This is a genomic window from Vibrio sp. 779(2023) (genome assembly GCF_033344285.1).
GTDB classification, from domain to species: Bacteria; Pseudomonadota; Gammaproteobacteria; order Enterobacterales; family Vibrionaceae; genus Vibrio; species Vibrio alginolyticus.
In genome coordinates, this window is sequence record NZ_JAWPOM010000002.1 from 376,239 (window position 1) to 401,306 (window position 25,068).

Consider the following 25,068-nt stretch of genomic DNA (forward strand, 5'->3'; position numbering starts at 1 on the left):
ATGAAAGGATTCAAAACTCTAGCCGCTGGTCTACTAGCGAGCTTATTTATGGTTTCAGGCGTACAAGCAGAAACGCCTAAAAACCTATCTGAACTACTCAAAAACGTAAAATCAGAAAGCATCGTTGAGTCAAAAGAGAACAAAGCCCGTGAAGCTGAGTTCAAGAACAACCGAGATAAGCAAGCGGCATTATTGCAACAGGCTCGTGAAGAGCTAGCTTCACAGCAAGCACTGGGCGATCAACTTAAAGCGACATTTGATGAAAACGATAAGCAGCTGACTGAACTAACAGAAACCTTACGTGTTCGCTCTGGTACTTTGGGCGAAATGTTTGGTGTGGTCCGCCAATATGCGGGCGAGTTTAAGGGCTTATTTGCTGCCTCTCAAAACGCTGTTCAGTTCCCAGAGCGTGACGCTCTACTAACGAAACTGGCTGAAAGCAAAGAACTGCCATCAACACAAGAGCTAGAAGCATTCTGGCATACCATTCTTCAACAAGTGGTTGCCTCAGGCGAGACAGTAACAACCCAAGCAACGGTTGTTTATGGCGAAGGTAAAGAAGCGGTTCGCGATGTTACTCTTGTCGGTGAATTTAACGCGATTGCCGATGGTAAGTACGTTACTTATGTACCTCAAACAGGTAAGTTCGAAGAACTCTCTCGACAGCCTCGCACCAATATTACACGTCATGTTGCGGGCTTTGAGTCAGCGTCAAACAGCTATAAGCCACTGTTTATTGACCCATCCCGTGGTGTAATTCTGTCTCTACTTGTACAAAGCCCTACCGTTCAAGAACGTATTGATCAAGGTGGCATTGTAGGTTACGTCATCCTTGGTATGGGTGCAGTTGGCGCTATCATTGCTCTAGTTTGCTTCCTACGCCTTCAAGTGATTGGCGGTAAAATGCGTAAGCAAGCGAAATCAGAAACCGTGATTCCTGGTAATCCTCTGGGTGAAGTTATCCAAGCTTACCAAGAACACAAAGGTGACAACCTTGAAGATCTTGAAGCGAAACTGGACGAAATCATCCTACGTAACGCACCGAGCATTGAACGCTTTATCAGCTCAATCAAACTGTTCGCTTCTGTAGCACCACTTCTAGGTCTACTGGGTACGGTAATGGGTATGATCGGTACGTTCCAAGCAATCACACTATTTGGTACAGGTGATCCTAAGCTAATGGCTGGCGGTATCTCTGAAGCACTTGTTACTACGATGCTTGGTCTGGTTGTCGCAATTCCTCTACTGTTCCTGTACACCATCGTACACAGTAAAGGTCGTCGTTTGGTTCAAACTCTTGAAGAACAGAGTGCAGGCTTCATCGCTCGCTATCAGGAAAAACTACATAAAGCCGAAAGCTAAGGAGGCGTTATGTGGTGGTTAGTTGGAGAACTTGAATCAATTAGGCGCTTCTTGGGAATGGGTGGCGATGTACTCGTCGCCATCTTCATCCTCAGCTTTATGCTGTGGGCAGTATTGTTAGAACGTTGGTTCTATTTTGCTGCCGTCGCTCCAAAAGCCATGAAAAAAGCCGTTGGCTCATGGCAGGGGCGATCAGAGCACCAGAGCTGGAACGCTAAGATGATCCGACAAGAAATTGTTTCTCGTCAGGACATTGAGAATAAAAAGGGCCTGCCAATCGTGAAAGTGTTGATTGCGCTTTGTCCCTTACTGGGTTTGCTCGGCACCGTTGTTGGCATGATCCAAGTATTCGACATCTTAGCGGTAACAGGAACAGGAAGCCCTCGAGCAATGGCCTCGGGGATCTCAAAGGCAACAATCCCAACTTTAGCCGGGATGGTGGCTTCTCTATCAGGACTGTTCTTTAGTTCACGTCTTGATCATTTAGCCAAAGTCACAACGCAAAAGCTGGAAGATAAGCTAAAGCATATTGCCTGAGTAAATGGAATTAGAGGTATAGGTCATGAAAAGACGCTATAGCAGTGATAGCAGTGATGAAACCGCTATCGATATGACACCGATGCTCGACATCGTATTCATCATGTTGATCTTCTTTATCGTAACAACATCGTTCGTAAAAGAAGCTGGTCTAGAAGTAAACCGCCCGACAGCAAGCTCTGCGCAAACCGTGAAAAAAGGTAACATCATGGTCGCAGTTGGTGCGGCGGGTGATGTTTGGGTTGATAAACGCCGCATCGAAGTGGACGCGGTTCGCGCGAATATTGAACGTCTTCGTGCAGAAAGCCCTGATGGCGCAGTAGTTATCCAAGCCGACACTGAAGCAAATGCTGGCGTAGTCGTGAAGGTTATGGACCAGATCAAAATGGCAGGTGTAGAAAGCATCTCCATTGCCGCAACCAATAAGGATTAAGCTTATGCGGTATCTGGCCTCAATTGCACTGGCGCTCATTGTCTCCCTCGGGTTGTTCTGGGGGATGGACAAGCTAGTAAACAAAGAGCGCCACGAGTTAGTGTCGAATGATGACCTGCGTATGGTCGAGTTTATTCGCATTAAACCAGACGAAAAAATACAGGAGAAAAAACGCGAACTTCCAAAACCACCACCGCCTAAGCGTCCGCCGCCACCGCCAGAAATGAAAGTGACAGCGACAGTAAAACCGGTGATGGAGCAGCCCCCAATGGATATGCCAAAGCTTAACCTACCCGTAAATGTTACAGGTGGTTCGGTGCTTGGACATTATAGCCAGGGTGGAGGTGCGCAACTCGCGGGTAGCGGAGGTCCAACACCTCTAGCGACATTCCAACCTCAAATGCCTAGGAAGGCTGCGAAAGCAGGAATAGAAAAAGGGGTCGTCTTATTAGAGTTTACTGTAAACGCACGTGGTGCCGTAGAGGACATCAAAGTTCTTAAAGAGCAACCACGACGCTTAGGCCTCGGTCGAGCGGCAAGAAAAACAGTCTCTAAATGGACATTTAAACCAAAATTGGTTGACGGGAAACCTGTTAGCTCGCGCCTATCGCAAGAAATAGAGTTCTCAACCAATTAAGGAGTCACGATGAAAAGTTTATGGAAAAGCAAAGTGGCTTCTTTAATTCTCTTCGCAGGAGTGGCAATGGCCGCTCCTACGATGGCAAAAGAAGCTCCTCAGTTATCAGATCGGACATTTCGAACCGTTAACAAAGTGCAAGAGTTGATCGCAACTGAAAAATATTCAGCAGCGAAAGAAAAACTAGCAAGCGCTTTAGAAAGCACAAGTTCGAAAAAATACGACCGAGCAGTTTTACTTCAGCAGACTGGCTTTTTGTATTCGCTACAAGACAATTATGTGCAAGCAGCAAAATACTTTGCCGAAGCATTACAGCTCGACGCACTTCCCGTTCCGGTTGCTCAACAAGTTCGCTACAGCTTGGCTCAGCTTTACCTAGCTGAAGAAAAGTATACGTTGTCTGTAAAAACGATGAAGGAATGGTTCAAGGTTGCAGAAACAACCAAAGAGAAGCCTCAAGCTCATGCTTATATCACGTTAGCGAGCGCTTATGTTCAGTTGGAAGATTACAAAAATGCAATCCCGCCAACCAAAAAAGCCATCGCGATGAGCAAGAGCCCAAGTGAGTCTTGGTACTTAATTCTCGTTGCATCTCACTACGAGTTAGGCCAGCTGAAAAGCGTTGCCAGTGTACTCAAAACTCTGACTTCAAAGTACCCTCAGAAAAAGCGTTACTGGATGCAACTTTCTGGTGTCTACATGGAGCTAGGTCAAGAACGCAACTCTCTAGCCACCCTAGAAATGGTTTACAAAATGGGGAAACTAGAAGGAGAGAAGGAATATTTACGCTTTGTAAACTTCTTGGCTTATCAAGGTATTCCATATAAAGCAGCCAAAACTCTTGAAAAGGAAATGGCAGCTGGAAACATTGAAAAGACGAAGGAAAACTATGACCGCCTAGCCAGTTTCTGGCAGCAAGCTAAAGAGCTAGATAAATCAATTCTCGCTTATAAAAAGTCATATAACCTCGCTCCTTCTGCTAAAACGCAAATTCAGATTGCTCGCTTAATGATACAAGACAAGCAGTATTCTGAAGCAACTCGTTTTGTAGAAAGCGCGACATCCAGTGCCTCTAGAGAGCAAAAGGCAGAACTTGAATACATTCGCGGGATGGCCTATTTCGAGCTTAAGCAGCCACAAAAGGCCTTGCAGGCGATGAAAGGCGCTGCTCAATCGCCAAAATTCAGGTCAACCGTTAGCCCTTGGATAAATTTCCTAGAGTCTCAAGGATAATTCGAAGATTAAGTGTGAGTCAGTCGCACGCCTGGGGAAGTGAAAGCTTCCCCTTTTTTCCGTCTTATCATTATTAACCCCTATTTTTAACCAGAGTCACTCACGCAAGCCAAATCGGGACTCTAAACCTAAAATCAGCACACTAAACGGTTGTAGAAATGGTTTTAATAACAGAGTGCGCGGATGGTAAGTCCTGTATCACGCTCCTTCTTCGCTGTTTAGGAACACTCTGGCGTAAGTAACTATTTCATCAGAGACGATCACAGACAGAAAGATCAACTGGTAACAAAATAGAGATCATGATACTCTTCGCCTCCATTTTTCTGGCGGGATTATCACCAATATCCACCCCTTTGGTGGTTGATTTCTCAATGCCAGTACTATCGTTATAAGAATGTCGAACTTTCCTTCGGCACTCAATCAATCCAATCAAAAGTGGAACAGTACAATGGGCAAAGGTACTCTCTATATCGTATCTGCACCTAGCGGCGCAGGTAAATCTAGCTTGATCTCAGCGATGTTGGAACGCAACCCAACCTACGCAATGAAAGTGTCTGTGTCTCACACCACGCGCAACATGCGACCTGGTGAAGAAAATGGTGTCCACTACCATTTTGTAGCGAAAGATGAGTTTGAAGCCCTGATCGCTAAAGGTGACTTCCTAGAATACGCAGAAGTGTTTGGTAATTATTACGGCACATCTCGTGTATGGATTGAAGAAACACTAAATAAAGGTATCGACGTTTTTCTAGATATCGACTGGCAAGGCGCACGCCAAATCCGTGAACAAATGCCAGAAGCCAAAAGCATCTTCATCCTGCCACCATCAAACGGTGAGTTAGAGCGTCGCTTGAACACTCGTGGTCAAGATAGCGATGAAGTGATCGCAAAGCGTATGGCTGAAGCCAAGTCGGAAATCTCTCATTACAACGAGTACGACTACGTGATCGTAAACGACGATTTTGATACCGCTTTGATGGATTTTAAAGCTATCTTGCGTGCTGAAAGATTGAAGGAAGAAAAGCAAGCTGCTAAATATAAAGGTATGCTTGACGCGTTGTTAGCAGAGTAACTTCAAAAAAGTCACGCTGTAAAACATAAAAGAATTTCCCGTTTTTTGCCCAGTGCGAAAAACACAATAAACTACCTGAGAAAGTCCACAAACGGTGGCTTGTCTAATTGCTAGTAAATAAAGTAGTTAGGTTGTATACTTTCTCGTCATTCTAAAATTTTAGTTAACTATTTGGAGTCCTCATGGCACGCGTAACTGTTCAAGACGCTGTTGAAAAAGTTGGCAACCGTTTCGACCTAGTACTGATTGCGGCTCGCCGCGCTCGTCAAATGCAAACTGGCGGTAAAGATGCACTAGTGCCAGAAGAGAACGATAAGCCAACGGTTATCGCTCTACGCGAAATCGAAGAAGGTTTAATTACTAAAGAAGTTCTAGACGCTCGTGAACGTCAAGAACAGCAAGAGCAAGAAGCGGCAGAGCTAGCGGCAGTAAGCAGCATCGCTCACAACCGTTAATTCTGACTTTAGAATTCAACAACCTCCCGGGCCTATAATTTGTATCTATTCGATAGCCTCAAAGACGTTGCCCAAGAATACCTAACAGAGCCTCAGATTGAGGCTCTGCGTCAATCTTATGTGGTAGCGAGAGATGCCCATGAAGGGCAAACCCGCTCTAGCGGTGAACCATACATCATCCACCCTGTCGCTGTGGCTCGTATCTTGGCCGAAATGCGCCTTGATATCGAAACCCTCCAAGCTGCTTTGCTGCATGACGTCATTGAAGACTGTGATGTAACTAAAGAAGATCTCGAAGAGAAATTCGGCAACACTGTCGCAGAATTGGTTGATGGTGTATCTAAACTGGACAAACTCAAATTCCGCGATAGGAAAGAGGCTCAGGCTGAGAACTTTCGTAAGATGGTTCTGGCCATGGTGCAAGATATCCGCGTCATTCTGATCAAACTGGCTGACCGCACGCACAACATGCGTACGCTTGGCGCGCTTCGACCAGATAAAAAGCGTCGTATTGCTCGTGAAACGTTAGAAATTTACGCGCCCCTCGCTCATCGTCTTGGTATTCACAATATCAAAACCGAACTCGAAGAGTTGGGCTTTGAGGCGCTATATCCCAACCGCTACCGCGTACTGAAAGAAGTGGTTAAAGCCGCACGTGGTAACCGTAAAGAGATGATCCAACGCATTCACAGCGAAATAGAAGGCCGTCTGCAAGATTTTGGCTTGAATGCTCGCGTCGTTGGTCGTGAGAAAAACCTGTTCTCTATCTACAACAAGATGAAAACCAAAGAACAGCGCTTTCACACCATCATGGATATCTATGCATTCCGAGTCGTTGTTGATACCGCTGATACTTGTTATCGCGTTTTAGGCCAAGTACACAGCTTGTATAAGCCACGTCCTGGTCGCATGAAAGATTACATCGCGGTACCAAAGGCGAACGGCTATCAATCGCTACACACTTCCATGGTTGGCCCACACGGCGTACCTGTTGAAGTTCAGATCCGTACTGAAGATATGGATCAAATGGCGGACAAAGGTGTCGCGGCACACTGGTCTTACAAAGACAAAGGCGACAAGTCTGGCACCACTGCGCAAGTGAAAGCTCAGCGTTGGATGCAAAGCCTGTTAGAGCTACAACAAAGCGCGGGTAACTCATTCGAATTCATTGAAAACGTAAAATCCGATCTTTTCCCAGATGAGATTTACGTCTTCACACCAAAAGGTCGTATCGTTGAATTGCCTTTAGGCGCAACGGCTGTCGACTTTGCCTATGCCGTACATACCGATGTAGGCAACTCTTGTGTTGGTGCTCGTGTTGACCGTAACCCTTACCCATTGAGTAAGGCATTGAAAAACGGTCAGACGGTGGAAATTATCAGTGCCCCTGGTGCGCGTCCGAATGCGGCATGGCTAAACTATGTCGTGACTTCTCGTGCCCGCACTAAGATTCGACAAGTACTGAAAACGATGCGTCGTGAAGAGTCGATTACTTTAGGTCGTCGCCTACTTAATCACGCACTTGGCCGTCACTCGATTGATTCAATTTATCCAGAAAATATCCAAGAAGTCTTGAATGATCTTCGCCTAGAAAGCATCGATGATTTATTGGCTGCTATTGGATTGGGTGAGTTGATGAGCATTGTGATCGCACGTCGTCTCCTTGGTGACACCGAAGAGCTCACGACAACAAGTTCAATCCCAACGGACTCGAAGAAGAAGCTTCCGATTCGTGGCGCAGAAGGCTTATTGCTGACGTTTGCAAATTGTTGTCATCCTATCCCAGATGATCACATTATTGCTCACGTATCGCCTGGTCGTGGTTTGGTTGTTCACCGAGAAACATGTCCGAACGTTCGTGGTTATCAGAAAGAGCCAGACCGTTATATGGCTGTCGCTTGGTCTGAAGACTACGATAAAGAGTTCATTGCTGAACTTAAAGTCGACATGCTTAACAACCAAGGTGCTCTTGCAGAACTTACCAACGTGATCTCGAAAACAGGATCAAACATTCATGGCCTTTCAACGGAAGAACGTGATGGTCGTCTATACACTGTGACTGTGCTGTTGACGACGAAAGATCGTGTCCACCTTGCTGGTATCATGCGTAAGATTAAGGCAATGCCTCAAGCAACCCGAGTCAGACGCAGAAAGAACTAACCTCTATCGCCACCTACTCTGTTAGGTGGCGATTTTTTATACCTCAATAAATATGAACCTAGAACGTTACAACCGTATTCACCAAGTCCTAAAAACTCGCCAAACTGATCTGACACTTTGTCTCGAAGAAGTACATAAGCCAAACAACGTCTCTGCTGTGATCCGCACCGCTGACGCGACAGGCTTACACAAAGTTCACGCAATTTGGCCAGACAAAATGCGTACGCTGAGCCATACCTCAGCTGGCGCGCGTAACTGGGTTGAAGTGGATACTCACGATTCGATTGAAACTGCGATTACCGAACTCAAAGCGCAAGGTATGCAGGTTTTGGTGACCAATCTTTCGGACACCGCCGTCGATTTTCGCGAGATCGACTACACCAGACCAACGGCAATCATTTTAGGCAGTGAAAAAGTTGGCGCTTCGGAGCAAGCCAAACAGCTTGCCGATCAAGACATTATTATCCCAATGGTGGGCATGGTGCAGTCACTAAACGTATCGGTTGCCAGTGCCGTAATTTTGTATGAAGCGCAACGTCAACGTGAAGCCGCAGGCATGTACGACCGAGAAGAAAGCGCTCTGCCTAAAGAGACAATCAACCGTATTCTCTTTGAACGTGGTCACCCAGTGCTGGCAAAGGTCGCGAAACGAAAAGGGCTCGTTTACCCACCACTCGATGAAGAAGGTCAAATCATCGCCGATGACGCGTGGTGGCAAGAGATGCAAAGCAAGTAACAGACTTTCGTCATCCTGAACGGCGGCGAAGGAGCGTGGTTCAGGATCTAATTCTCAAATATACAGATGCTGATAGTGTTAACTTCAGCGACATACTTGTTGAAAATAGAATCCTGATGTCGCTAAAGCTCCTCGGAATGATAGGTTATCAGTCAAATCATGACACTAACTAAAGCATGACTATTTTTTCCTGTACAAAAACACAGCTCCATGGTTAACATACTGCTATGTTAACCATTTTCTTGAGCCCTCTATGTCCGCCCAAATGTTATCTGCCGTCCCATTAACCTCCCTTTCTGGAGTTGGCGCGAAAGTCGCAGAAAAACTCGCCAAAGTTGGCTTACATAGCGTTCAAGATTTGCTGTTTCACCTTCCGTTACGCTACGAAGATCGTACTCGTATTTACCCTATTGCCAAACTGCATGCTGGCCTTTGGGCGGCCGTGCAAGGTAAGGTCATGGCAGTCGACACCATCTTCGGTAAGCGCAAAATGCTAACGGTAAAAATCAGCGACGGTAATGGCACTATCACGCTGCGCTTTTTCAACTTTACCGCAGCCATGAAGAACAATTTCACGCAAGGTAAGTTAGTACATGCTTACGGTGAAATTAAGCGCGGTGGCATGGGTTTGGAAATTGTTCATCCTGACTACAAGTTTTACGTTAGCGAGCAAAAGCCCGATGTAGAACAGAGCTTAACTCCTGTTTATCCCACTACAGATGGTTTACGCCAAATCACATTGCGCAACCTTACCGAACAAGCTTTAGCCCTGCTTGATAAAACCGCAGTGCAGGAATTACTTCCAGCTGGGTTGTATGACCATCAAATCACGATGTCGCAAGCGCTGCACACCATTCATCGCCCACCACCAACCATTAATTTAGATGAGTTTGACGAAGGCAAACATCCTGCCCAAATCCGCTTGATCATGGAAGAATTGCTCGCACAAAACTTATCGATGCTGGCGGTGCGTAGCAAAGGTCAGAAGGATTCAGCGCTACCTCTCGGTCCTTGTCATAAACTAAAAACGCAGCTTTTAGCCCAACTGCCTTTCTCTCCTACAAACGCTCAAACCCGAGTAGTACAAGAGATTGAAGCCGATCTAGAAAAACCGCACCCAATGATGCGATTAGTGCAAGGCGATGTTGGTTCGGGGAAAACATTGGTTGCCGCTTTGGCCGCTGTTAGAGCCATTGAGCATGGCCATCAGGTGGCACTCATGGCGCCAACCGAACTATTGGCCGAGCAACACGCTATCAACTTCGCAAACTGGTTTGAAACAATGGGCATTCAAGTCGGTTGGTTAGCGGGCAAACTCAAAGGTAAGGCAAAGGAAGCCGAGCTGGCTCGTATTGCCAGTGGTGAAGCGCAAATGGTAGTGGGTACTCACGCGCTATTCCAAGAGCACGTTGAATTTCATCACCTTGCTTTGGTCATCATTGATGAACAGCACCGCTTCGGTGTCCATCAGCGATTAGAATTGCGTGAAAAAGGCGCAAAACAAGGCGCCTATCCACATCAGTTGATCATGACGGCGACGCCTATTCCTCGCACCTTAGCCATGACCGCTTACGCCGATCTAGAAACTTCCGTGATTGACGAGCTACCACCGGGTCGAACGCCGATTCAAACCGTTGCCATTCCAGATACAAAACGTGACGACATCGTCGAGCGTGTCCGAAATGCCTGCTTAAACGAAGGCAAGCAGGCATATTGGGTGTGTACCCTGATTGATGAGTCGGAAGTATTAGAAGCGCAAGCCGCGGCAGATACCGCAGAAGAGCTTCAACGTAAACTGCCGGACGTAAAAATTGGTCTAGTGCACGGACGAATGAAGCCGGCAGAGAAACAAGCGGTGATGCAAGATTTCAAAGACAATAAACTGCATTTGCTGGTCGCAACGACAGTGATTGAAGTTGGTGTGGATGTGCCAAACTCTAGCTTGATGATCATAGAAAACCCTGAACGTCTTGGTTTGGCACAATTACACCAGTTAAGAGGTCGCGTGGGCCGAGGTTCCGTTGCTAGCCATTGTGTGCTGCTGTACCACTCTCCGCTGTCAAAAACCGCGCAAAAACGTCTCGGAGTACTACGTGAAAGTAACGATGGCTTCGTCATTGCGCAGAAAGACCTAGAAATTCGTGGCCCTGGAGAACTATTGGGTACAAAGCAGACAGGTCTTGCTGATTTCAAAATCGCAGACTTAGTTCGAGATCAACGCCTGATTCCCGAAGTTCAGCGTATTGCGCGTCATATTCATGACAATTACCCGACTAACGCAACAGCGATTATCGATCGCTGGTTGGGTGAGCGGGATATTTACTCCAAAGCGTAATGATTGAAAGCGAGCCAAATGGCTCGTTTTTTAATACGCCAAAAACAAAGCAAACGTTTGCTTTTTGAGTAAATCTCTCTATAATCGCGCACAAATTTTTAAGTGTGTTAGATCACACTCCACCAACCTGAGTTGACTCTGATTAACAGCAATCACAGGTAACGACGTCAACTCCACCCTGCTCTCCCATTCAGCGAGAACTAGGGAAATATTGCGACTAGCGAGACAAACAATGACAACTTCAAACCGATCTTCGGAACTGGTCTATCAACTCAACGATCGACCACCTTTGCCTCAAACCATTTTTGCCGCACTTCAGCACTTATTGGCGATGTTCGTCGCGGTTATCACTCCGTCACTGATCATCTGTCAGTCTTTGGGTGTACCAGCAGACCAAACGAATACCATCATCAGCATGTCTTTGTTTGCGTCAGGCGTGTCTTCGTTTATTCAAATTCGCACCGTTGGCCCAATTGGCTCTGGTTTGCTCTCTGTTCAAGGCACCAGCTTTAACTTTTTAGGTCCTATTATTGGTGCAGGCCTATCGCTGAAAGCCGGTGGAGCAGACATCAGTACCATGATGGCTGCCATTTTTGGTACGATTTTAGTCGCATCATTTGCAGAAATTTTTCTATCTCGCGTGTTGGAGCATGCCCGCCGAATCATCACTCCGCTTGTTTCAGGCATCGTCGTCACTCTTATCGGTCTCACACTGATTCAAGTCGGCTTAGTATCAATGGGCGGTGGCTACGCAGCATTAAATGAAGGAACCTTCGGCAGCTTAGACAAACTTGCTCTGGCTGGGACGGTACTTGGATTAATTGTGATTTTAAACCGCTCGAAAAACCCATACATCCGTGTGGCTTCAATCGTGATTGCGATGCTAGTGGGCTACATCATGGCGTATTTTATGGGGATGGTAGATACTTCTCAGCTAGGCGCAACCGAGATCGTAGCACTGCCCGTACCAATGCAATATGGCTTATCGTTTGACTGGTCTCTGTTCATTCCGCTGGTACTGATTTTCTTTATTACCGCACTAGAAGCCATCGGTGATATTACCGCAACATCTGAAGTGTCTGGTGAGCCAGTAAAAGGCCCAGTGTACATGAAACGCATTAAGGGCGGTGTGTTAGCAGACGGCTTAAACTCTGCAATCGCAGCCGTTTTCAACAGCTTCCCGAACTCAACGTTTAGCCAGAATAACGGCATCATCATGCTAACAGGAGTCGCGAGCCGCTACGTTGGTTACTTTATTTCTGGCATGTTAGTGATTCTTGGCTTGTTTCCTGGCGTCGCTAGCTTTGTTCAGCTGATTCCTGAGCCAGTACTTGGCGGCGCAACGATTGTCATGTTTGGTACGATTGCTGCCGCTGGTGTGCGTATTATCTCTCGTGTTGAGCTCGATCGCCGCGCAATTCTGATCATGGCCTTATCCTTCTCAATGGGACTTGGTATCGCACAAAAACCAGAGATCCTGCAATTTATGCCAGAATTTATTAAGAGTATTTTCTCAACTGGTGTTGCAGCAGGTGGCATCACAGCGATCATTTTAAATCTACTTCTGCCAGAGAAACTGGAAGACGAAGATGAACTTCCTCAGGAAGTGAAAGAGTCTTAAGATTATTGAGAATAAGAAAAGCCCAACCTATTTAGGTTGGGCTTTTTGTTTAAAGGGTGCAGGCCATCGACTTACTTGGTAGGAAAGCTGATTTGAGCGATTAAACCGCCTTCACTGCGATTACGCATCACCACAGAGCCTGAATGTTGGCTGATTATACGCTTCACAATCGCCAACCCTAGCCCAGTGCCTTCACTACCGCGAGCGGTGTCACCACGCGTAAAGGGCTCAAATAACCTCGCGATTTGAGAATGCTCGATACCCGGTCCGTTGTCCTCTACTGAAATCCACACTAGCTGCTTATCTGCTGTCACACCAGTGCTGATTTTGACCCAGCCATTACCATAACGTAGCGCATTCACAACTAAATTACTGATCGCCCGCTTAATCGCAATCGCGCTTCCTTTGGCTGGTGGCAAGTTAAGATTAAGATCTGTTTCAATTTCAACCTCATAGCCACCTTCAGAACTGGCAACGTCACTGGCAATCGTACTGATATCAACCGCTTCAAACGATTCTTGGTTCACCGGTTTGAGATAATCCATAAACTGACTGATGATCTCATTACATTCTTCCGTATCGCTAATGATCCCCTCCGCAAGATAGCTGTCCTCAGGAGACATCATTTCTGTCGCTAGGCGAATACGCGTCAGAGGCGTTCGTAAGTCATGGCTAATCCCCGCCATTAATAAGGCTCGGTCTTCTTCTAGCTCTTGAATACCTTTCGACATTTGATTAAAGGCTCGAGTTACAGAGCGAATCTCCGATGCGCCTTTCTCTGCTAAGGGGGGCGGGATCTCACCTCGACCGACGTCTTTCGCGGCTCTCTCTAAAGCCAAAAGTGGACGGTTTTGCAAACGAATAAACAACCAACCACCAGCAATGATCAGCAGCGCCATAATCAAACTGTTACGAAACAGCGGTGCAAAATCTTCTTCTTGCAGCTCAGATAACGGAATACGAATGATGGAGTTCGGCAACTTTTCGATGTGCATCCACAAAATGTAACTTTCATCGCCAAGCAATAAGCGTACTTCTGTAGGCGAACCCAGCTCTTGGCTCATTTCTTCAGACATCAAATCAATCGACATTGCGTGATGAAATTCAATCGCCTTATCGCTGTCAAGGCTGTGAACCGTCACCCCTAATCTTTCTAATAATTGACGCCTTAACGGTGCATCAGACTTTAAAGGTCCTTCATCATCAAGCACCAAATTGAGCTCATGGGCGAGAATTTTATTGAACTGCTGCAAACTCGGCATCAACGCGTAGTTAAAAACGGCGTAGTAAGAGAAAACTTGGCTCGCGAGAAGCAAAGAGATGAACAGCAGAATAGATTGTGTCAGTGAACTTCGGATGCGCATGGAACGTTCCTAGTGGTCCTAATCGCGAAATTTCAGCCTTCAAAGGGAAGGTAATGAAGGCTGAAGTTGCTATAGCCAAGTGCTGGCTATGGAGTGAAGAGGTTACACCTCTTTGCCGTCTGGGACGAAAACATAACCTAGGCCCCATACGGTTTGAATGTAGCGCGGCTTGCTCGGATCGTCTTCTAACATGCGACGTAAACGTGAGATTTGTACGTCAATAGAGCGTTCCATTGCAGAATATTCACGGCCACGCGCCATGTTCATCAATTTATCTCGTGACATTGGCTCACGCGCATTCATCACGAGCGCCTTTAGGACAGCAAACTCTCCAGAGGTGAGTGGCATTGCCTCGTCACCGCGGAACATCTCGCGAGTGCCTAGATTGAGTCGGAACTCCCCGAACTCCACCACTTTTTCTTCCGTGCTTGGTGCACCCGGCAACTCTACAGTTTGGCGGCGTAATACTGCCTTGATGCGAGCCAACAATTCGCGTGGGTTAAACGGTTTTGGCAAATAATCATCCGCCCCTACCTCAAGACCTACGATGCGGTCCACTTCATCACCTTTCGCGGTGAGCATTAAGATTGGCAACATATTGTTCGCGTGGCGTAGACGACGACAAATTGACAAACCGTCTTCACCTGGCAACATTAGGTCCAGCACCATTAAGTGAAAGTTTTCGCGCGTTAGTAGGCGATCCATCTGTTCGCCATTGGCGACACTTCGTACCTGAAAACCTTGCTCAGAAAGGTAACGCTCCAATAGAGCACGTAAACGAGCATCGTCATCAACCACTAAAATTTTATGATTTTCTTGCATTGAAACATCCTTTCAGAAGCGTCTATTGTCGAAAATGTATCACTGTTTTTCCTAACGTGCTCAAGCAAATTGTTACTCTTTTTATCTTAAGCGCTTTATTCTCTCTCTAGCAGGTATTTTCAGCACCTACTATTGACCATAATTCCATTCCAGTTCACGTTTGGCCTCAAGCAGCTCTTGCTGTGCCTCAGCCAGCTTGTGACGTTTTTTCTCAATTTTGTCTGCTTTACCTGAATGCTGAGCTTCGACTAATTCTTCCTCTCGCTCCTCAACTTCTTTAGTCTTTTCTTCCACTTCTGCTTGCAGCTCTTGGCGCAGCTCACCTTCCGAGCATTCATTCTGGATAGCGGAAAGTGCTTGCTCCAAGCCTTTAATGCGATGCTCATTACCTTGCGCTTTTGCATACTCAAGCTGCTGCTCTACCGCTAACTCTTTAGCGTCACAGCCTTTCACTTCATCTTGAGCAAAAACTGAAAGTGAGAATCCTATTGTTAGTGCAGCACTACACATGACTGCTTTGTTCATTTTACTTCTCCGAGAAAGGCACCATGCCTTTATACCAAATATTCTGACGTTGAGACCCAAGTCACTTCTAGTGAACTTCATGAGACTTGAATCAGTGATAAAGCCTCAGTCTTCCGAGGCCGGTTGAGTGTATTCAATTGAGTTGATGAACCACTCTTTTTCACCTTCTGGGGTGCGTACCGTGAACTCTTCATCCACTTGTTTTTTCAACATCGCTCGCGCCATAGGTGAATCGATAGAGATGTAGTCTTTCGCATCGCCATAAATCTCTTCAGGCCCGACAATACGAAACTTTTTCACTTCTCCTGCCTCATTTTCTATTTCCACCCATGCACCAAAAAAGACTTTGCCTTCTTGTTGCGGAGAATAGTCAACGATCGTGACTTCTGGCAGGAATTTACGAAGGAAGCGGACACGACGGTCGATCTGACGGAGTAAACGTTTATTGAAGGTGTAATCCGCATTTTCTGAGCGATCGCCCAGGCTCGCCGCCCAAGTAACGATCTTGGTGATTTCCGGGCGCTTTTCATTCCAAAGGTAATCATGCTCTTGTTTGAGTTTGTTGTAACCTTCTCGTGTAATCAGCTTAGTTTTCAAATTAACTCCTATCTCAACTAAAAAATGCTGCTCTTTGGCAGCATTAAGGAGATGATATACCCAAAGGTCCAATGTTGTTCAGGCTTTGGGTATCAAGGTGATAAGGCGGCCAGAGTGTTACTTTTCGTAATCCGGTTTTTGCGTCACGATGTAATTCGTATCACTCGAAACAACCGCGCCATGTTTTAGGAAGTTTTTACCTAAAATCATGCTGTAATGGAAGCGACCTCGGTCCTGTAAGTTGACTCGGATCTTCTTCTCTAATTCGCCAAGCTTAACATGCATTTCAACCACAGGGCGTACGTTCGCTTTCTCGCCTTTCTTCGCTTTAATACGCATGACATCAACAACAGGCTTGGTAAACGCCTGTTTCATGCCAAGATCGTTCTCATAGGTAAAGCTCACCATGTCTTTGCCGTCTTTCTTAAACTGCTTGATGTTCTTAGCATTGATTGAGCTTACATCTGCACCCGTGTCTAACTTCACAGGGAAAGACATCCCCTCAACTTCAGCCACTTCGATATGGCCAGCTTTGAAAAGTGGCCTTGCATCTAGTAGATGGTCTGCGCGAGTGTTCAGCAACACACCACCCTTGGCTATGTCATGACCAAAGACGAAAAAGGGTTGAGTGTCACCCTCATCAAGCACATCGAGCGCAAACTTCATTGATGTGTCTTTTCTACCGAGAAGAAAGTCTCCTTCGACAACAGGGCGAACCGCGCTGCCAACCTTGAGCTTTTTCAACACTGGTTTGGTGATTTTTTCTTCTTTCCCCTCATCGTTCATTAAATAAAACGTGACGGATTCATCCTTACCTTTTTCTGTTACTTCAAACCCATTTACACGCAGTAATGGCGTTTTCACAGTAAAAGTGGGGTAAGCAGGGACGGTATAACCATCAATGGTGACCTGTTCTTCTGGTGAAACGACAAGAGGTTTTGATTTGAGTGCGCTTTTGAACGTTTTTTCTACGCCACCCAGTAGATTTTCTCTGTCCGTATCAATAACAAAGTGCTGACTCGCGACGTCCCGACCTAAGCGAATTTGCGAACTGAACTTACTGCGATCACGCAGATACACCAACCAACGTTGAGTTTCATTTTCGCCGACTTTGACGGGTAAATAGACTAAAGGGCGCTCGCTTTTGGTCGTTTTCAGCATTCGTACCAAGGGTAATGTCATTGGATGACGCTTGCCATTCTCGCCCTCTAACATAAAAGAGACTTCGTTATGCTTCTTGTCTACCTTGATGTCCAGTGCATGGACGTTGGTATAACGGCTAGAAGTTGAGATGCTGATCTTATATGGCACACCTTCGACTTCAACCGTCTCTTTTTTGCCAATCATTTTTGCGCGTGGCTGTTCTTGAAGGTAATCGTAACCAGCGAAGACCCATGCGTTATCATCGAGATAGGTTTTACCAATCAAGATAGGAGAAGAGAATTGCGTACGCTTGGTCAGGTTCACTTCCGTATCAACGGTGTGACCAGCGATTGTCATCGGCATTTTTATTGTCGGGCGTAGGATGGGCTTTTTGCTTGTTCGACTGCGAATCGCGCTCACTCTTTCCAGATCATCGGTAATCTGTATTTCCTTCCCTGTATAAGGGTGAGGAACCGTAAAGCTAACCTTTACTTGATATGGCTTAAAGCTGTCGGCGTCCCACTTTGCCTTCGTACCACCTAAGTCATCGACAATCGCCCAAAGTAACTCGTTATCTTTCAAATCTTGGTAATCTGGGTGTGAGCTACTGACATGGATATTCTCCGCATGCATCGATGTCGTATCTGCACCAGTATCAATCTTGCCAATAAATGGCACCGCTTTTAGTTCCGGAATGTCACTGTAGTAGACGCTCTCCACACGCCCTAGTACCAATTTGTTATCGAGCTGATAAACGGGAGCTTGTGTGGTTCCTGAGATAGACTGCGCCCAACTAAGCGGGGCGACAAGTAAGGCACTCGTAAGCGCTAACGCCAAAGACATTTTTTTCATCATGATTATCCGGTATAAGCCGAGGTACATTTAGTGATATCAACAACCGTGGAATTAGGTTAGTCGATAACTGCGGATATAAGTTCTCAATTTAATTACAGTTTTGACATAAATCTGACTGATGTCCACCAGCGCCCGGTAAATTTTTGCCTCGTTAATTTAAAACATTGCAAATTCTTCGAACGACCCCAATGTTCTATACAACCAAAACCGAATTAAAAGAGAAAACACGGATGAGCCAAGCTATCTGTCGCATGATTGCTCAAGAACTGAATGTTCGCCCAGAGCAAGTCAACGCCGCTGTCACCCTAATTGATGATGGCAACACTGTCCCTTTTATTGCACGTTACCGCAAAGAGGTGACGGGGGGCCTTGATGATACCCAGCTTCGTACTTTGGACAGCCGTCTGTCTTACCTTCGTGAAATGGATGATCGCCGTCAAACCATCCTCAAATCAATCCAAGAGCAAGGCAAACTGACGCCAGAGCTAGAACAAGAGATCGCGCAGGCAGACAGCAAAACTCGTCTTGAAGACTTATACCTACCTTACAAACCCAAGCGTCGTACGAAAGGTCAGATCGCGATTGAGGCTGGTCTTGAGCCGCTCGCAGATCAGCTTTGGAATCACCCACAAACCGAGCCAGAAAGCGAAGCAAGCAAATACCTTGATGCAGACAAAGGCATCGCAGACACCAAAGCTGCATTGGATGGCGCTCGCGCGATCATCATGGAGCGCATCGCAGAAGACGCAAACTTACTGGAAAAAATTCGCAACCACTTAAATCGCAATGCGGAACTGGTCTCACGAGTCGTTGAAGGCAAAGAGCAAGAAGGCGAGAAGTTTAAAGATTACTTCAACCACAACGAGCCCCTAAGCAAAGTGCCATCGCACCGAGCACTGGCGATGTTGCGTGGCCGTAACGAAGGCTTCCTGACATTGGCGATGAACGCTGATCCAGAACAGGAAGAAGGCGCTCGTCAGTCTTACTGCGAAACGATTATCGCCGACCATTATGGCGTAACGCTAAGCAGCGCACCTGCGGATACCTGGCGTAAGCAAGTGATCAGCTGGGCATGGCGCATCAAAGTATCGATGCACATGGAAACCGAGCTAATGGGCGCAATGAAAGAGCGCGCTGAAATCGAAGCGATTGAAGTATTCGCCACTAACCTAAAAGACTTGTTGATGGCAGCACCGGCTGGCCCTCGTGCAACACTTGGTCTCGATCCGGGTCTGCGTACAGGTTCAAAAATCGCGGTTGTCGACTCAACAGGTAAAGTGCTTGCAACCGAAACCATCTACCCTCACCCACCACAAAAACAATACGACAAGTCAGCACAAATCGTTGAGCAGTTGGTGCGTAAGTACAACGTGGATTTGATTGCGATTGGTAACGGTACGGCTTCACGTGAAACCGACAGCTTTGTCGCAGACGTCATCAAACGTGGCAACCTGAAAGTTCAGAAGATCATAGTAAGTGAAGCGGGGGCTTCGGTTTACTCAGCGTCTGAGCTTGCAGCAAAAGAGTTCCCGAATATGGACGTATCACTGCGTGGTGCAGTGTCGATTGCACGTCGTTTGCAAGATCCATTGGCTGAACTCGTGAAAATTGATCCGAAATCTATTGGTGTGGGTCAATACCAGCACGATGTAAGCCAATCTATGTTGGCAAAACGCCTAGATGCGATTGTGGAAGACTGTGTAAATGCGGTTGGTGTTGATGTGAACACCGCTTCTGCCGCACTATTAACACGCGTAGCAGGCTTATCAAGCACCATCGCGCAGAACATTGTCGACTTCCGCGATGAAAACGGTCGCTTTGAAGCACGTACAACCTTGAAGAAAGTACCTCGTTTAGGTCCTAAGGCGTTCGAGCAGTGTGCGGGCTTCCTACGAATCATGGATGGTAAGAACCCACTTGATGCGTCTGCGGTTCACCCAGAAGCGTACCCGGTGGTCAAAGCAATTTCTGAGAAGAACAACAAAGACATCAAAGCACTGATTGGTGATTCAAGCTTCCTTAAAGGTCTGCATGCGGTCGATTACACCGACGATAACTTCGGCGTTCCAACCATTACAGACATCATCAAAGAGTTAGACAAGCCGGGTCGTGACCCACGTCCAGAATTCAAAACGGCGACCTTTGCAGAAGGTGTAAACTCGGTATCTGACTTGGAACCGGGCATGATTCTAGAAGGTGTGGTATCAAACGTAGCCAACTTCGGTGCCTTCGTTGATATTGGCGTTCACCAAGATGGTCTCGTACACATCTCTGCACTGACAGATCGTTACGTGTCTGACCCACGTGAAGTGGTGAAAGCGGGCGACATCGTCAAAGTGAAAGTGATGGAAGTTGACGTGCAGCGTAAGCGTATTGGTCTATCGATGCGTATGAACGACGAACCGGGTCAAGACAACCGCAGCCAACGCTCATCAGCAGCGCCACGTCGTAATGACCAACCGCAGCGTCGTCAGCCTCGCCGTGATGATTCGTCATCAAACAGCGCGATGGGCGGTGCGTTTGCTGCAGCGTTTGCTAAAGCGAAAAAGTAACCTTACCTAGGCTTCACCGCTAACGAGCTTTCATAACTAAAAAGAAAACGCTCCAATCAGTCAACCTGCTTGGAGCGTTTTTGTTTGAGTAGGATATTGAGTCGTCATAATACTGCTATCACTTCTGACGGGGTATGGGGAGCGACTGCATGACCATAATGAAACTTGATCACCTTCCTGCGCTTTTCCATTAATCCTTCATTGATCGCAGCATCCAAAATGCGCTTTGGTAAGCGAAAGCGGATCGCGTAGCCTTTCCCCTGGTCTTCACTATACGATTTGAGCGCAAGCAAACTAAAAAGCCGTTCTAGTGTATCTTCCGGCTCTTCTTGATAACGTGTGTCGACTTCCGTTTCCATATCATAATCAGGATGCTCTGAAGGATCCCAAGAAGACTGACGTCGGCGCTTGTCATCACCTTTTACTTTTCGCTCTGCATTGGTTTTGGCCAATGCGACCGTTGGCGTTACAGGCTCTCGGACTTTATTGTCGCGAGCTGCTTGTTCCGTCTGCACATTCACGGATGGGGCGATCAGTGGCACACTTACGTTGGTCGGTGACACAATCATTGCGAACCCTCCTCAGAGTCGCCCAACTCGTCAATATGGCTTAGCTTTATTGGCTAATAAAACCTCACCAGCCTTTATATCGACCACTTTTTAAACAACTTGAGGTGTTTCCGCTCGCACTAGCTCAATCGTGAGCAAACTCTCGGATTTGAACACAAAATTCGTCATGTTCGGTGATAAAAGGCGCATGAGAGGACTGATTAAAAACAAACTGCTGGGTATGAGGCAACTGTTCACTCAAATCGTTAGCTACTTTAATTGGCACCAACCCATCTAAACGGCCATAAAGACGCAACATTGGAACAGAAAGAGACGTCAACGCATCGCGCAGATCCACATCAGCAAGGATGTTTAGCCCAACCAACAGCGATTCAGGGTTTGGCTGAGGGCGCGATAGTACCGCTTGCTTGAGCTGTTTAACGTCTTTACGCGCTGATGGGCTACCCATCGCTTGCAACGCCATAAAGCGCTCAATGGTCAGTGAGAAATCTTCTAGCAACTGAGAGGTGAACGCACTCAGTACATTCGGTTGAATGCCGCGCCACGGTTTTTCTGCGGCAAATTTAGGTGAGCTGGCAACCGTAATCAACTTAGCCACACGCTCGGGCATATTTAACGCCACATGCGTCGCCACTAAACCTCCGAGGGACCAACCAAGCCAAATCGCTTTCTCTGGCGCACCTTGCACCACCAAGTTAGCAATATGGTCTAAATCTTCGGCATGAGATTCGGCGCTATGTCCGTACCCCGGAAGGTCAACCACATGAACTCGGAAATAAGGTTGAAGAGACTCGACTGTCTGCTGCCATACCGCACCATTCATGCCCCAACCATGCAGTAACACCAAATCTGGTCCCTGACCAAATGACTGCCAGTGTAATTTCGTGCTCATGCTCTCAATCTCTCCCACTTATTTTATTCCCTACGGCTTCAGCCAAGCGTTAGGCTGAGTACAATATCACCATGAATAAACGCTATGTTATCTCATCACTGGCAAAACATCATGCATCGCGTATTGAGCAGTCAATGCGGCCTGTGTCGGTTCCCTATTCAAACACCAAGCCACACAAATACTCTGCGCTGGTGCGAGCACTGTTTAAAATACCTAACTCCGGTAAAACGATGTCAACGCTGCGGTTTATCATTACAGAAAGAAGAAATGAGTACGGATAGTATGTGTGGTGAATGTCTTTCAAAGCCACCGCCATGGCAAAGGCTGTACACGTTAGGCGATTACGACTTTCCCCTTTCACGGGAAGTACAACGCTTTAAAGATCACGGAGAGTCTTGGCATGTAAAAGCATTAACCGAGCAACTGGCACTGCGCATCACCACGCCAGCTCCAATCATTACCAGTGTGCCATTGCACTGGCAGCGTTACCTGCGCCGGGGTTTTAATCAAAGTGATGTTTTAGCCCGACACCTCGCCAAGCAATTGCAGACTAATTTTGATGCGAAGGTCTTTCGTCGAGTAAAGCTCGCCCAATCACAGCGTGGTAATACCAAAACAAGCCGTGAACAAAACTTAAAAGGCGCGTTTATTCTCAATAAGCAACCTCACTATTCCCATGTTGCCATCGTCGATGATGTAGTCACCACAGGCAGTACCGTCCGACAATTATGTCATTTACTACTTGAAGTTGGCGTAGAAAGCATCGATATTTACTGCATCTGCAGAACACCTGCTCCTCGTTCTCTCTAGATCGCTTCGCCATGCCTTAGCATCAAAAAGACTAGACCCATACGTCAACAAGAGTAGAATAGCAGCAGTAACCTACAAATTTACTCGGGTATTCGTCGTGTCAAATATTACTATTACAGAAACTGCGCAAACGCATTTCGCTAACCTTTTAGGTCAACAACCTGAAGGCACTAACATTCGTATTTTCGTTGTGAACCCAGGTACACAAAACGCTGAGTGTGGCGTGTCTTACTGCCCACCAGAAGCAGTAGAATCGACCGACACTGAACTCTCTTACAGCGGTTTTTCAGCTTACGTGGATGAGCTAAGCCTGCCATTCCTTGAAGACGCTGAAATCGATTTTGTTACCGATAAAATGGGCTCTCAGCTAACGCTAAAAGCACCTAACGCTAAAATGCGTAAAGTTGCGGACGACGCACCACTGGTTGAGCGCGTTGAGTACGTTATCCAAACTCAAGTGAACCCACAACTTGCTGGCCACGGTGGTCACGTAAACTTGGTTGAGATCACTGAAGACGGTGTTGCGATTGTTGCATTTGGTGGCGGTTGTAATGGCTGTTCTATGGTTGACGTAACACTAAAAGAAGGCATCGAGAAAGAGCTGCTAAACCAGTTCATTGGTGAACTAACCGCAGTTCGTGATGCTACAGAACATGACCGTGGTGATCACTCTTACTACTAAGAGTAAACACTGTCAGAAAATGGGAGGCTTCGGTCTCCCATTTTTGTATCGATACTGAGGTGATGCTGAGATGCTTAGCTCGACTCGTAAAATCCGCTAGAAACTCAGGCGGAGTTCTCATATATTAAGAATCTTACGCATCTCGTAAACGCCAACGACACCAAGGAGCCAGCGTCATGCCGAAACGAACCCCACCAGAGATACTCTCATGCCAGACGGTTGCAAAATCCAAACTGTTTGCTGTGGAAGCGCTCGACCTTCGTTTTTCCAATGGTGAGCACCGTACTTATGAGCGTATGAAGCCAAGTGGACGAGATGCTGTAATGGTAGTCCCTGTAACAGAACAAGGCGATTTATTACTGGTGCGTGAATACGCCGCTGGAACTGAACGTTACGAGCTAGGTTTCCCAAAAGGGCTGATTGACCCAGGAGAAACACCACACCAAGCTGCGGATCGTGAGTTAAAAGAAGAAATCGGCTTTGGCTGCAATCAGTTAACCCCGTTGAAACAAGTTATCCTCGCGCCATCTTACTTTTCGAGCAAAATGACTCTATTTTTAGGACAGGCGCTTTATCCAGAGAAGCAAGAAGGCGATGAGCCTGAACCACTGGAAATTGTGCGTTGGCCACTTGCGCAAGCCGAAGAGTTATTAACTCACATGGATTTCTGTGAAGCACGAAGCATCACAGCGCTAATGTTGGCACTGAAACACTTACCAAACACCACTCACAATCATAACCAATAACGGTCATTAGAACCGAATAACACTGTGAGTAAGGACTATCACTTATGCCAATGACAAAAGATCTATCTCACCTACTTCCTCAAGTCATCGAGATTGCCCGCAGTGCTGGGCAAATGATCCTCGAAATATATGAAAAGAAGCAATACGAGGCCTACACCAAAAGTGACGAAACTCCCGTAACAAGTGCAGATATTGCAGCTCACAAGTTCATCACTGAACGCTTGAGTGATCTGACGCCTGACATTCCCGTGTTGTCAGAAGAAGACGCAGACATAAGCTTAGAGCAACGCGCTCAGTGGGAACGTTATTGGTTAGTCGACCCTCTTGATGGTACTCAAGAATTCATCGCTCGCAGTGGTGACTTTGCCACTATTATCGCGTTGGTCGACAACAATCGACCAACCATGGGCGTCGTTTACGGTCCTGTATCTGGCGTGACTTACTACGCTTATAATGGCAAAGGCGCCTGGAAAATTCCCGACATGTCGGACAGCGTCAAAATCCATACACACAAACACGAACAGCCAGAGCAAAGCATCGCAATTGCTATTAGTCGTCGCCAAGACATCAATCGTATTACTAACCGTATGAGCAGCGCCTGGAATTACGACTTAATACCGCTCGGTTCTGCGGCATTGAAAGCATGCCTCGTCGCGGAAGGGGCGGTAGATTGCTATCTCCGACTAGGTCCAACAGGTGAGTGGGACACCGCTGCGACACAATGCATTGTTGAAGAAGCTGGCGGACGTATTCTCAGCACGCAATTAGAACCGCTGTCATATAACGAGCGGGAAACACTAGAAAACCCGAATTTTATTGTTCTTGGTGATGCGGATTTACCTTGGAATGAGATTTTACAACGCAAAGATTAAGCGCCCTATCGGTAAAATTTAGAGCACAAAATTCTAGCAATAGAAAGGCCACGAATAT

Annotated in this window: 23 protein-coding genes; 16 read left to right on the forward strand and 7 right to left on the reverse strand. The window is 46.7% G+C overall.

Going from position 1 to position 25,068, the window contains the following annotated elements:
* The 11 genes from R8O70_RS04390 to R8O70_RS04440 all read left to right on the forward strand — a co-directional run bounded on the left by R8O70_RS04390 (position 1) and on the right by R8O70_RS04440 (position 12,581).
* On the forward strand, positions 1-1,362 hold the full coding sequence (locus tag R8O70_RS04390) for a MotA/TolQ/ExbB proton channel family protein (protein ID WP_258645032.1): 1,362 nt from the start codon (positions 1-3) through the stop codon (positions 1,360-1,362).
* A gap of 9 nt (positions 1,363-1,371) precedes the next feature.
* Complete coding sequence (locus R8O70_RS04395; RefSeq protein WP_005379363.1) at positions 1,372-1,899, forward strand: MotA/TolQ/ExbB proton channel family protein; 528 nt, start codon at positions 1,372-1,374, stop codon at positions 1,897-1,899.
* Between the two features lie 25 nt (positions 1,900-1,924).
* A complete protein-coding gene (locus R8O70_RS04400) occupies positions 1,925-2,332 on the forward strand; it encodes an ExbD/TolR family protein (RefSeq protein WP_005379359.1) in 408 nt (135 codons plus the stop codon).
* A 4-nt stretch (positions 2,333-2,336) separates the two neighbouring features.
* A complete protein-coding gene (locus tag R8O70_RS04405; protein ID WP_182038432.1) occupies positions 2,337-2,969 on the forward strand; it encodes an energy transducer TonB in 633 nt (210 codons plus the stop codon).
* Positions 2,970-2,978: 9 nt separating this feature from the next.
* Positions 2,979-4,202 (forward strand): tetratricopeptide repeat protein, encoded by a 1,224-nt coding sequence (locus R8O70_RS04410; protein ID WP_086046436.1) that lies wholly within the window; start codon positions 2,979-2,981, stop codon positions 4,200-4,202.
* 448 nt (positions 4,203-4,650) lie between these two features.
* Positions 4,651-5,274, forward strand: a complete 624-nt coding sequence (gene gmk, locus R8O70_RS04415; RefSeq protein WP_005379347.1) for a guanylate kinase — start codon at positions 4,651-4,653, stop codon at positions 5,272-5,274.
* Between the two features lie 182 nt (positions 5,275-5,456).
* Positions 5,457-5,729: a DNA-directed RNA polymerase subunit omega gene (gene rpoZ, locus R8O70_RS04420; protein ID WP_005379346.1), complete on the forward strand. Its 273-nt coding sequence runs from the start codon at positions 5,457-5,459 to the stop codon at positions 5,727-5,729.
* A gap of 39 nt (positions 5,730-5,768) precedes the next feature.
* Entirely contained in the window at positions 5,769-7,889 is a 2,121-nt protein-coding gene (spoT, locus tag R8O70_RS04425; RefSeq protein ID WP_005379340.1) for a bifunctional GTP diphosphokinase/guanosine-3',5'-bis pyrophosphate 3'-pyrophosphohydrolase, read from the forward strand.
* 52 nt (positions 7,890-7,941) lie between these two features.
* Entirely contained in the window at positions 7,942-8,625 is a 684-nt protein-coding gene (gene trmH / locus R8O70_RS04430; RefSeq protein WP_017635001.1) for a tRNA (guanosine(18)-2'-O)-methyltransferase TrmH, read from the forward strand.
* A gap of 253 nt (positions 8,626-8,878) precedes the next feature.
* On the forward strand, positions 8,879-10,960 hold the full coding sequence (gene recG / locus R8O70_RS04435; protein WP_086046435.1) for an ATP-dependent DNA helicase RecG: 2,082 nt from the start codon (positions 8,879-8,881) through the stop codon (positions 10,958-10,960).
* 232 nt (positions 10,961-11,192) lie between these two features.
* Positions 11,193-12,581, forward strand: coding sequence for a uracil-xanthine permease family protein (locus tag R8O70_RS04440; RefSeq protein WP_005379335.1), 1,389 nt, complete (start codon positions 11,193-11,195; stop codon positions 12,579-12,581).
* A gap of 71 nt (positions 12,582-12,652) precedes the next feature.
* On the opposite strand, the gene envZ is transcribed toward R8O70_RS04440, so the two are convergent.
* The 5 genes from envZ to R8O70_RS04465 form a co-directional block, all read right to left on the reverse strand.
* Positions 12,653-13,945 (reverse strand): two-component system sensor histidine kinase EnvZ, encoded by a 1,293-nt coding sequence (gene envZ / locus R8O70_RS04445; RefSeq protein WP_017820700.1) that lies wholly within the window; start codon positions 13,943-13,945, stop codon positions 12,653-12,655.
* A gap of 102 nt (positions 13,946-14,047) precedes the next feature.
* Positions 14,048-14,767 (reverse strand): two-component system response regulator OmpR, encoded by a 720-nt coding sequence (ompR, locus tag R8O70_RS04450; protein WP_005379333.1) that lies wholly within the window; start codon positions 14,765-14,767, stop codon positions 14,048-14,050.
* Positions 14,768-14,896: 129 nt separating this feature from the next.
* Positions 14,897-15,292, reverse strand: coding sequence for a DUF1090 domain-containing protein (locus R8O70_RS04455; RefSeq protein ID WP_017635004.1), 396 nt, complete (start codon positions 15,290-15,292; stop codon positions 14,897-14,899).
* Positions 15,293-15,397: 105 nt separating this feature from the next.
* On the reverse strand, positions 15,398-15,889 hold the full coding sequence (greB, locus tag R8O70_RS04460) for a transcription elongation factor GreB (protein WP_005379321.1): 492 nt from the start codon (positions 15,887-15,889) through the stop codon (positions 15,398-15,400).
* 117 nt (positions 15,890-16,006) lie between these two features.
* Positions 16,007-17,887, reverse strand: coding sequence for an ATP-dependent zinc protease (locus tag R8O70_RS04465; protein ID WP_086013892.1), 1,881 nt, complete (start codon positions 17,885-17,887; stop codon positions 16,007-16,009).
* Positions 17,888-18,117: 230 nt separating this feature from the next.
* On the opposite strand from R8O70_RS04465, the gene R8O70_RS04470 reads away from it, so the two are divergent.
* The gene (locus R8O70_RS04470; RefSeq protein ID WP_005379317.1) at positions 18,118-20,439 is read left to right on the forward strand and encodes a Tex family protein; all 2,322 of its coding nucleotides are present in this window, start codon (positions 18,118-18,120) and stop codon (positions 20,437-20,439) included.
* 104 nt (positions 20,440-20,543) lie between these two features.
* On the opposite strand, the gene R8O70_RS04475 is transcribed toward R8O70_RS04470, so the two are convergent.
* Both R8O70_RS04475 and bioH read right to left on the reverse strand, forming a co-directional pair.
* A complete protein-coding gene (locus R8O70_RS04475; protein ID WP_005379316.1) occupies positions 20,544-21,008 on the reverse strand; it encodes a hypothetical protein in 465 nt (154 codons plus the stop codon).
* 124 nt (positions 21,009-21,132) lie between these two features.
* The gene (gene bioH / locus R8O70_RS04480; protein ID WP_005384724.1) at positions 21,133-21,900 is read right to left on the reverse strand and encodes a pimeloyl-ACP methyl ester esterase BioH; all 768 of its coding nucleotides are present in this window, start codon (positions 21,898-21,900) and stop codon (positions 21,133-21,135) included.
* A gap of 84 nt (positions 21,901-21,984) precedes the next feature.
* On the opposite strand from bioH, the gene R8O70_RS04485 reads away from it, so the two are divergent.
* The 4 genes from R8O70_RS04485 (at position 21,985) to cysQ (ending at position 25,010) form a co-directional block, all read left to right on the forward strand.
* A complete protein-coding gene (locus tag R8O70_RS04485) occupies positions 21,985-22,710 on the forward strand; it encodes a phosphoribosyltransferase family protein (RefSeq protein ID WP_258625042.1) in 726 nt (241 codons plus the stop codon).
* A 97-nt stretch (positions 22,711-22,807) separates the two neighbouring features.
* A complete protein-coding gene (gene nfuA / locus R8O70_RS04490) occupies positions 22,808-23,392 on the forward strand; it encodes a Fe-S biogenesis protein NfuA (protein ID WP_005379313.1) in 585 nt (194 codons plus the stop codon).
* A gap of 176 nt (positions 23,393-23,568) precedes the next feature.
* Positions 23,569-24,138, forward strand: coding sequence for an ADP compounds hydrolase NudE (nudE, locus tag R8O70_RS04495; RefSeq protein WP_065275013.1), 570 nt, complete (start codon positions 23,569-23,571; stop codon positions 24,136-24,138).
* A 44-nt stretch (positions 24,139-24,182) separates the two neighbouring features.
* The gene (gene cysQ / locus R8O70_RS04500; protein ID WP_005379308.1) at positions 24,183-25,010 is read left to right on the forward strand and encodes a 3'(2'),5'-bisphosphate nucleotidase CysQ; all 828 of its coding nucleotides are present in this window, start codon (positions 24,183-24,185) and stop codon (positions 25,008-25,010) included.
* The last annotated feature ends 58 nt before the right edge of the window (positions 25,011-25,068 follow it).

What these genes read in the sequence shown, in the direction of transcription:
- R8O70_RS04395 (WP_005379363.1), top strand. Translation starts at nt 1,372, where the DNA reads ATGTGGTGGTTAGTTGGAGAACTTGAATCAATTAGGCGCTTCTTGGGA.
- R8O70_RS04485 (WP_258625042.1), top strand. Translation starts at nt 21,985, where the DNA reads ATGTTATCTCATCACTGGCAAAACATCATGCATCGCGTATTGAGCAGT.
- envZ (WP_017820700.1), bottom strand. Translation starts at nt 13,945, where the DNA reads ATGCGCATCCGAAGTTCACTGACACAATCTATTCTGCTGTTCATCTCT.
- bioH (WP_005384724.1), bottom strand. Translation starts at nt 21,900, where the DNA reads ATGAGCACGAAATTACACTGGCAGTCATTTGGTCAGGGACCAGATTTG.
- R8O70_RS04440 (WP_005379335.1), top strand. Translation starts at nt 11,193, where the DNA reads ATGACAACTTCAAACCGATCTTCGGAACTGGTCTATCAACTCAACGAT.
- R8O70_RS04400 (WP_005379359.1), top strand. Translation starts at nt 1,925, where the DNA reads ATGAAAAGACGCTATAGCAGTGATAGCAGTGATGAAACCGCTATCGAT.
- R8O70_RS04390 (WP_258645032.1), top strand. Translation starts at nt 1, where the DNA reads ATGAAAGGATTCAAAACTCTAGCCGCTGGTCTACTAGCGAGCTTATTT.
- R8O70_RS04410 (WP_086046436.1), top strand. Translation starts at nt 2,979, where the DNA reads ATGAAAAGTTTATGGAAAAGCAAAGTGGCTTCTTTAATTCTCTTCGCA.
- R8O70_RS04405 (WP_182038432.1), top strand. Translation starts at nt 2,337, where the DNA reads ATGCGGTATCTGGCCTCAATTGCACTGGCGCTCATTGTCTCCCTCGGG.
- R8O70_RS04465 (WP_086013892.1), bottom strand. Translation starts at nt 17,887, where the DNA reads ATGATGAAAAAAATGTCTTTGGCGTTAGCGCTTACGAGTGCCTTACTT.
- ompR (WP_005379333.1), bottom strand. Translation starts at nt 14,767, where the DNA reads ATGCAAGAAAATCATAAAATTTTAGTGGTTGATGACGATGCTCGTTTA.
- R8O70_RS04470 (WP_005379317.1), top strand. Translation starts at nt 18,118, where the DNA reads ATGAGCCAAGCTATCTGTCGCATGATTGCTCAAGAACTGAATGTTCGC.
- R8O70_RS04455 (WP_017635004.1), bottom strand. Translation starts at nt 15,292, where the DNA reads ATGAACAAAGCAGTCATGTGTAGTGCTGCACTAACAATAGGATTCTCA.
- rpoZ (WP_005379346.1), top strand. Translation starts at nt 5,457, where the DNA reads ATGGCACGCGTAACTGTTCAAGACGCTGTTGAAAAAGTTGGCAACCGT.
- recG (WP_086046435.1), top strand. Translation starts at nt 8,879, where the DNA reads ATGTCCGCCCAAATGTTATCTGCCGTCCCATTAACCTCCCTTTCTGGA.
- R8O70_RS04475 (WP_005379316.1), bottom strand. Translation starts at nt 21,008, where the DNA reads ATGATTGTGTCACCGACCAACGTAAGTGTGCCACTGATCGCCCCATCC.
- nudE (WP_065275013.1), top strand. Translation starts at nt 23,569, where the DNA reads ATGCCGAAACGAACCCCACCAGAGATACTCTCATGCCAGACGGTTGCA.
- trmH (WP_017635001.1), top strand. Translation starts at nt 7,942, where the DNA reads ATGAACCTAGAACGTTACAACCGTATTCACCAAGTCCTAAAAACTCGC.
- gmk (WP_005379347.1), top strand. Translation starts at nt 4,651, where the DNA reads ATGGGCAAAGGTACTCTCTATATCGTATCTGCACCTAGCGGCGCAGGT.
- cysQ (WP_005379308.1), top strand. Translation starts at nt 24,183, where the DNA reads ATGCCAATGACAAAAGATCTATCTCACCTACTTCCTCAAGTCATCGAG.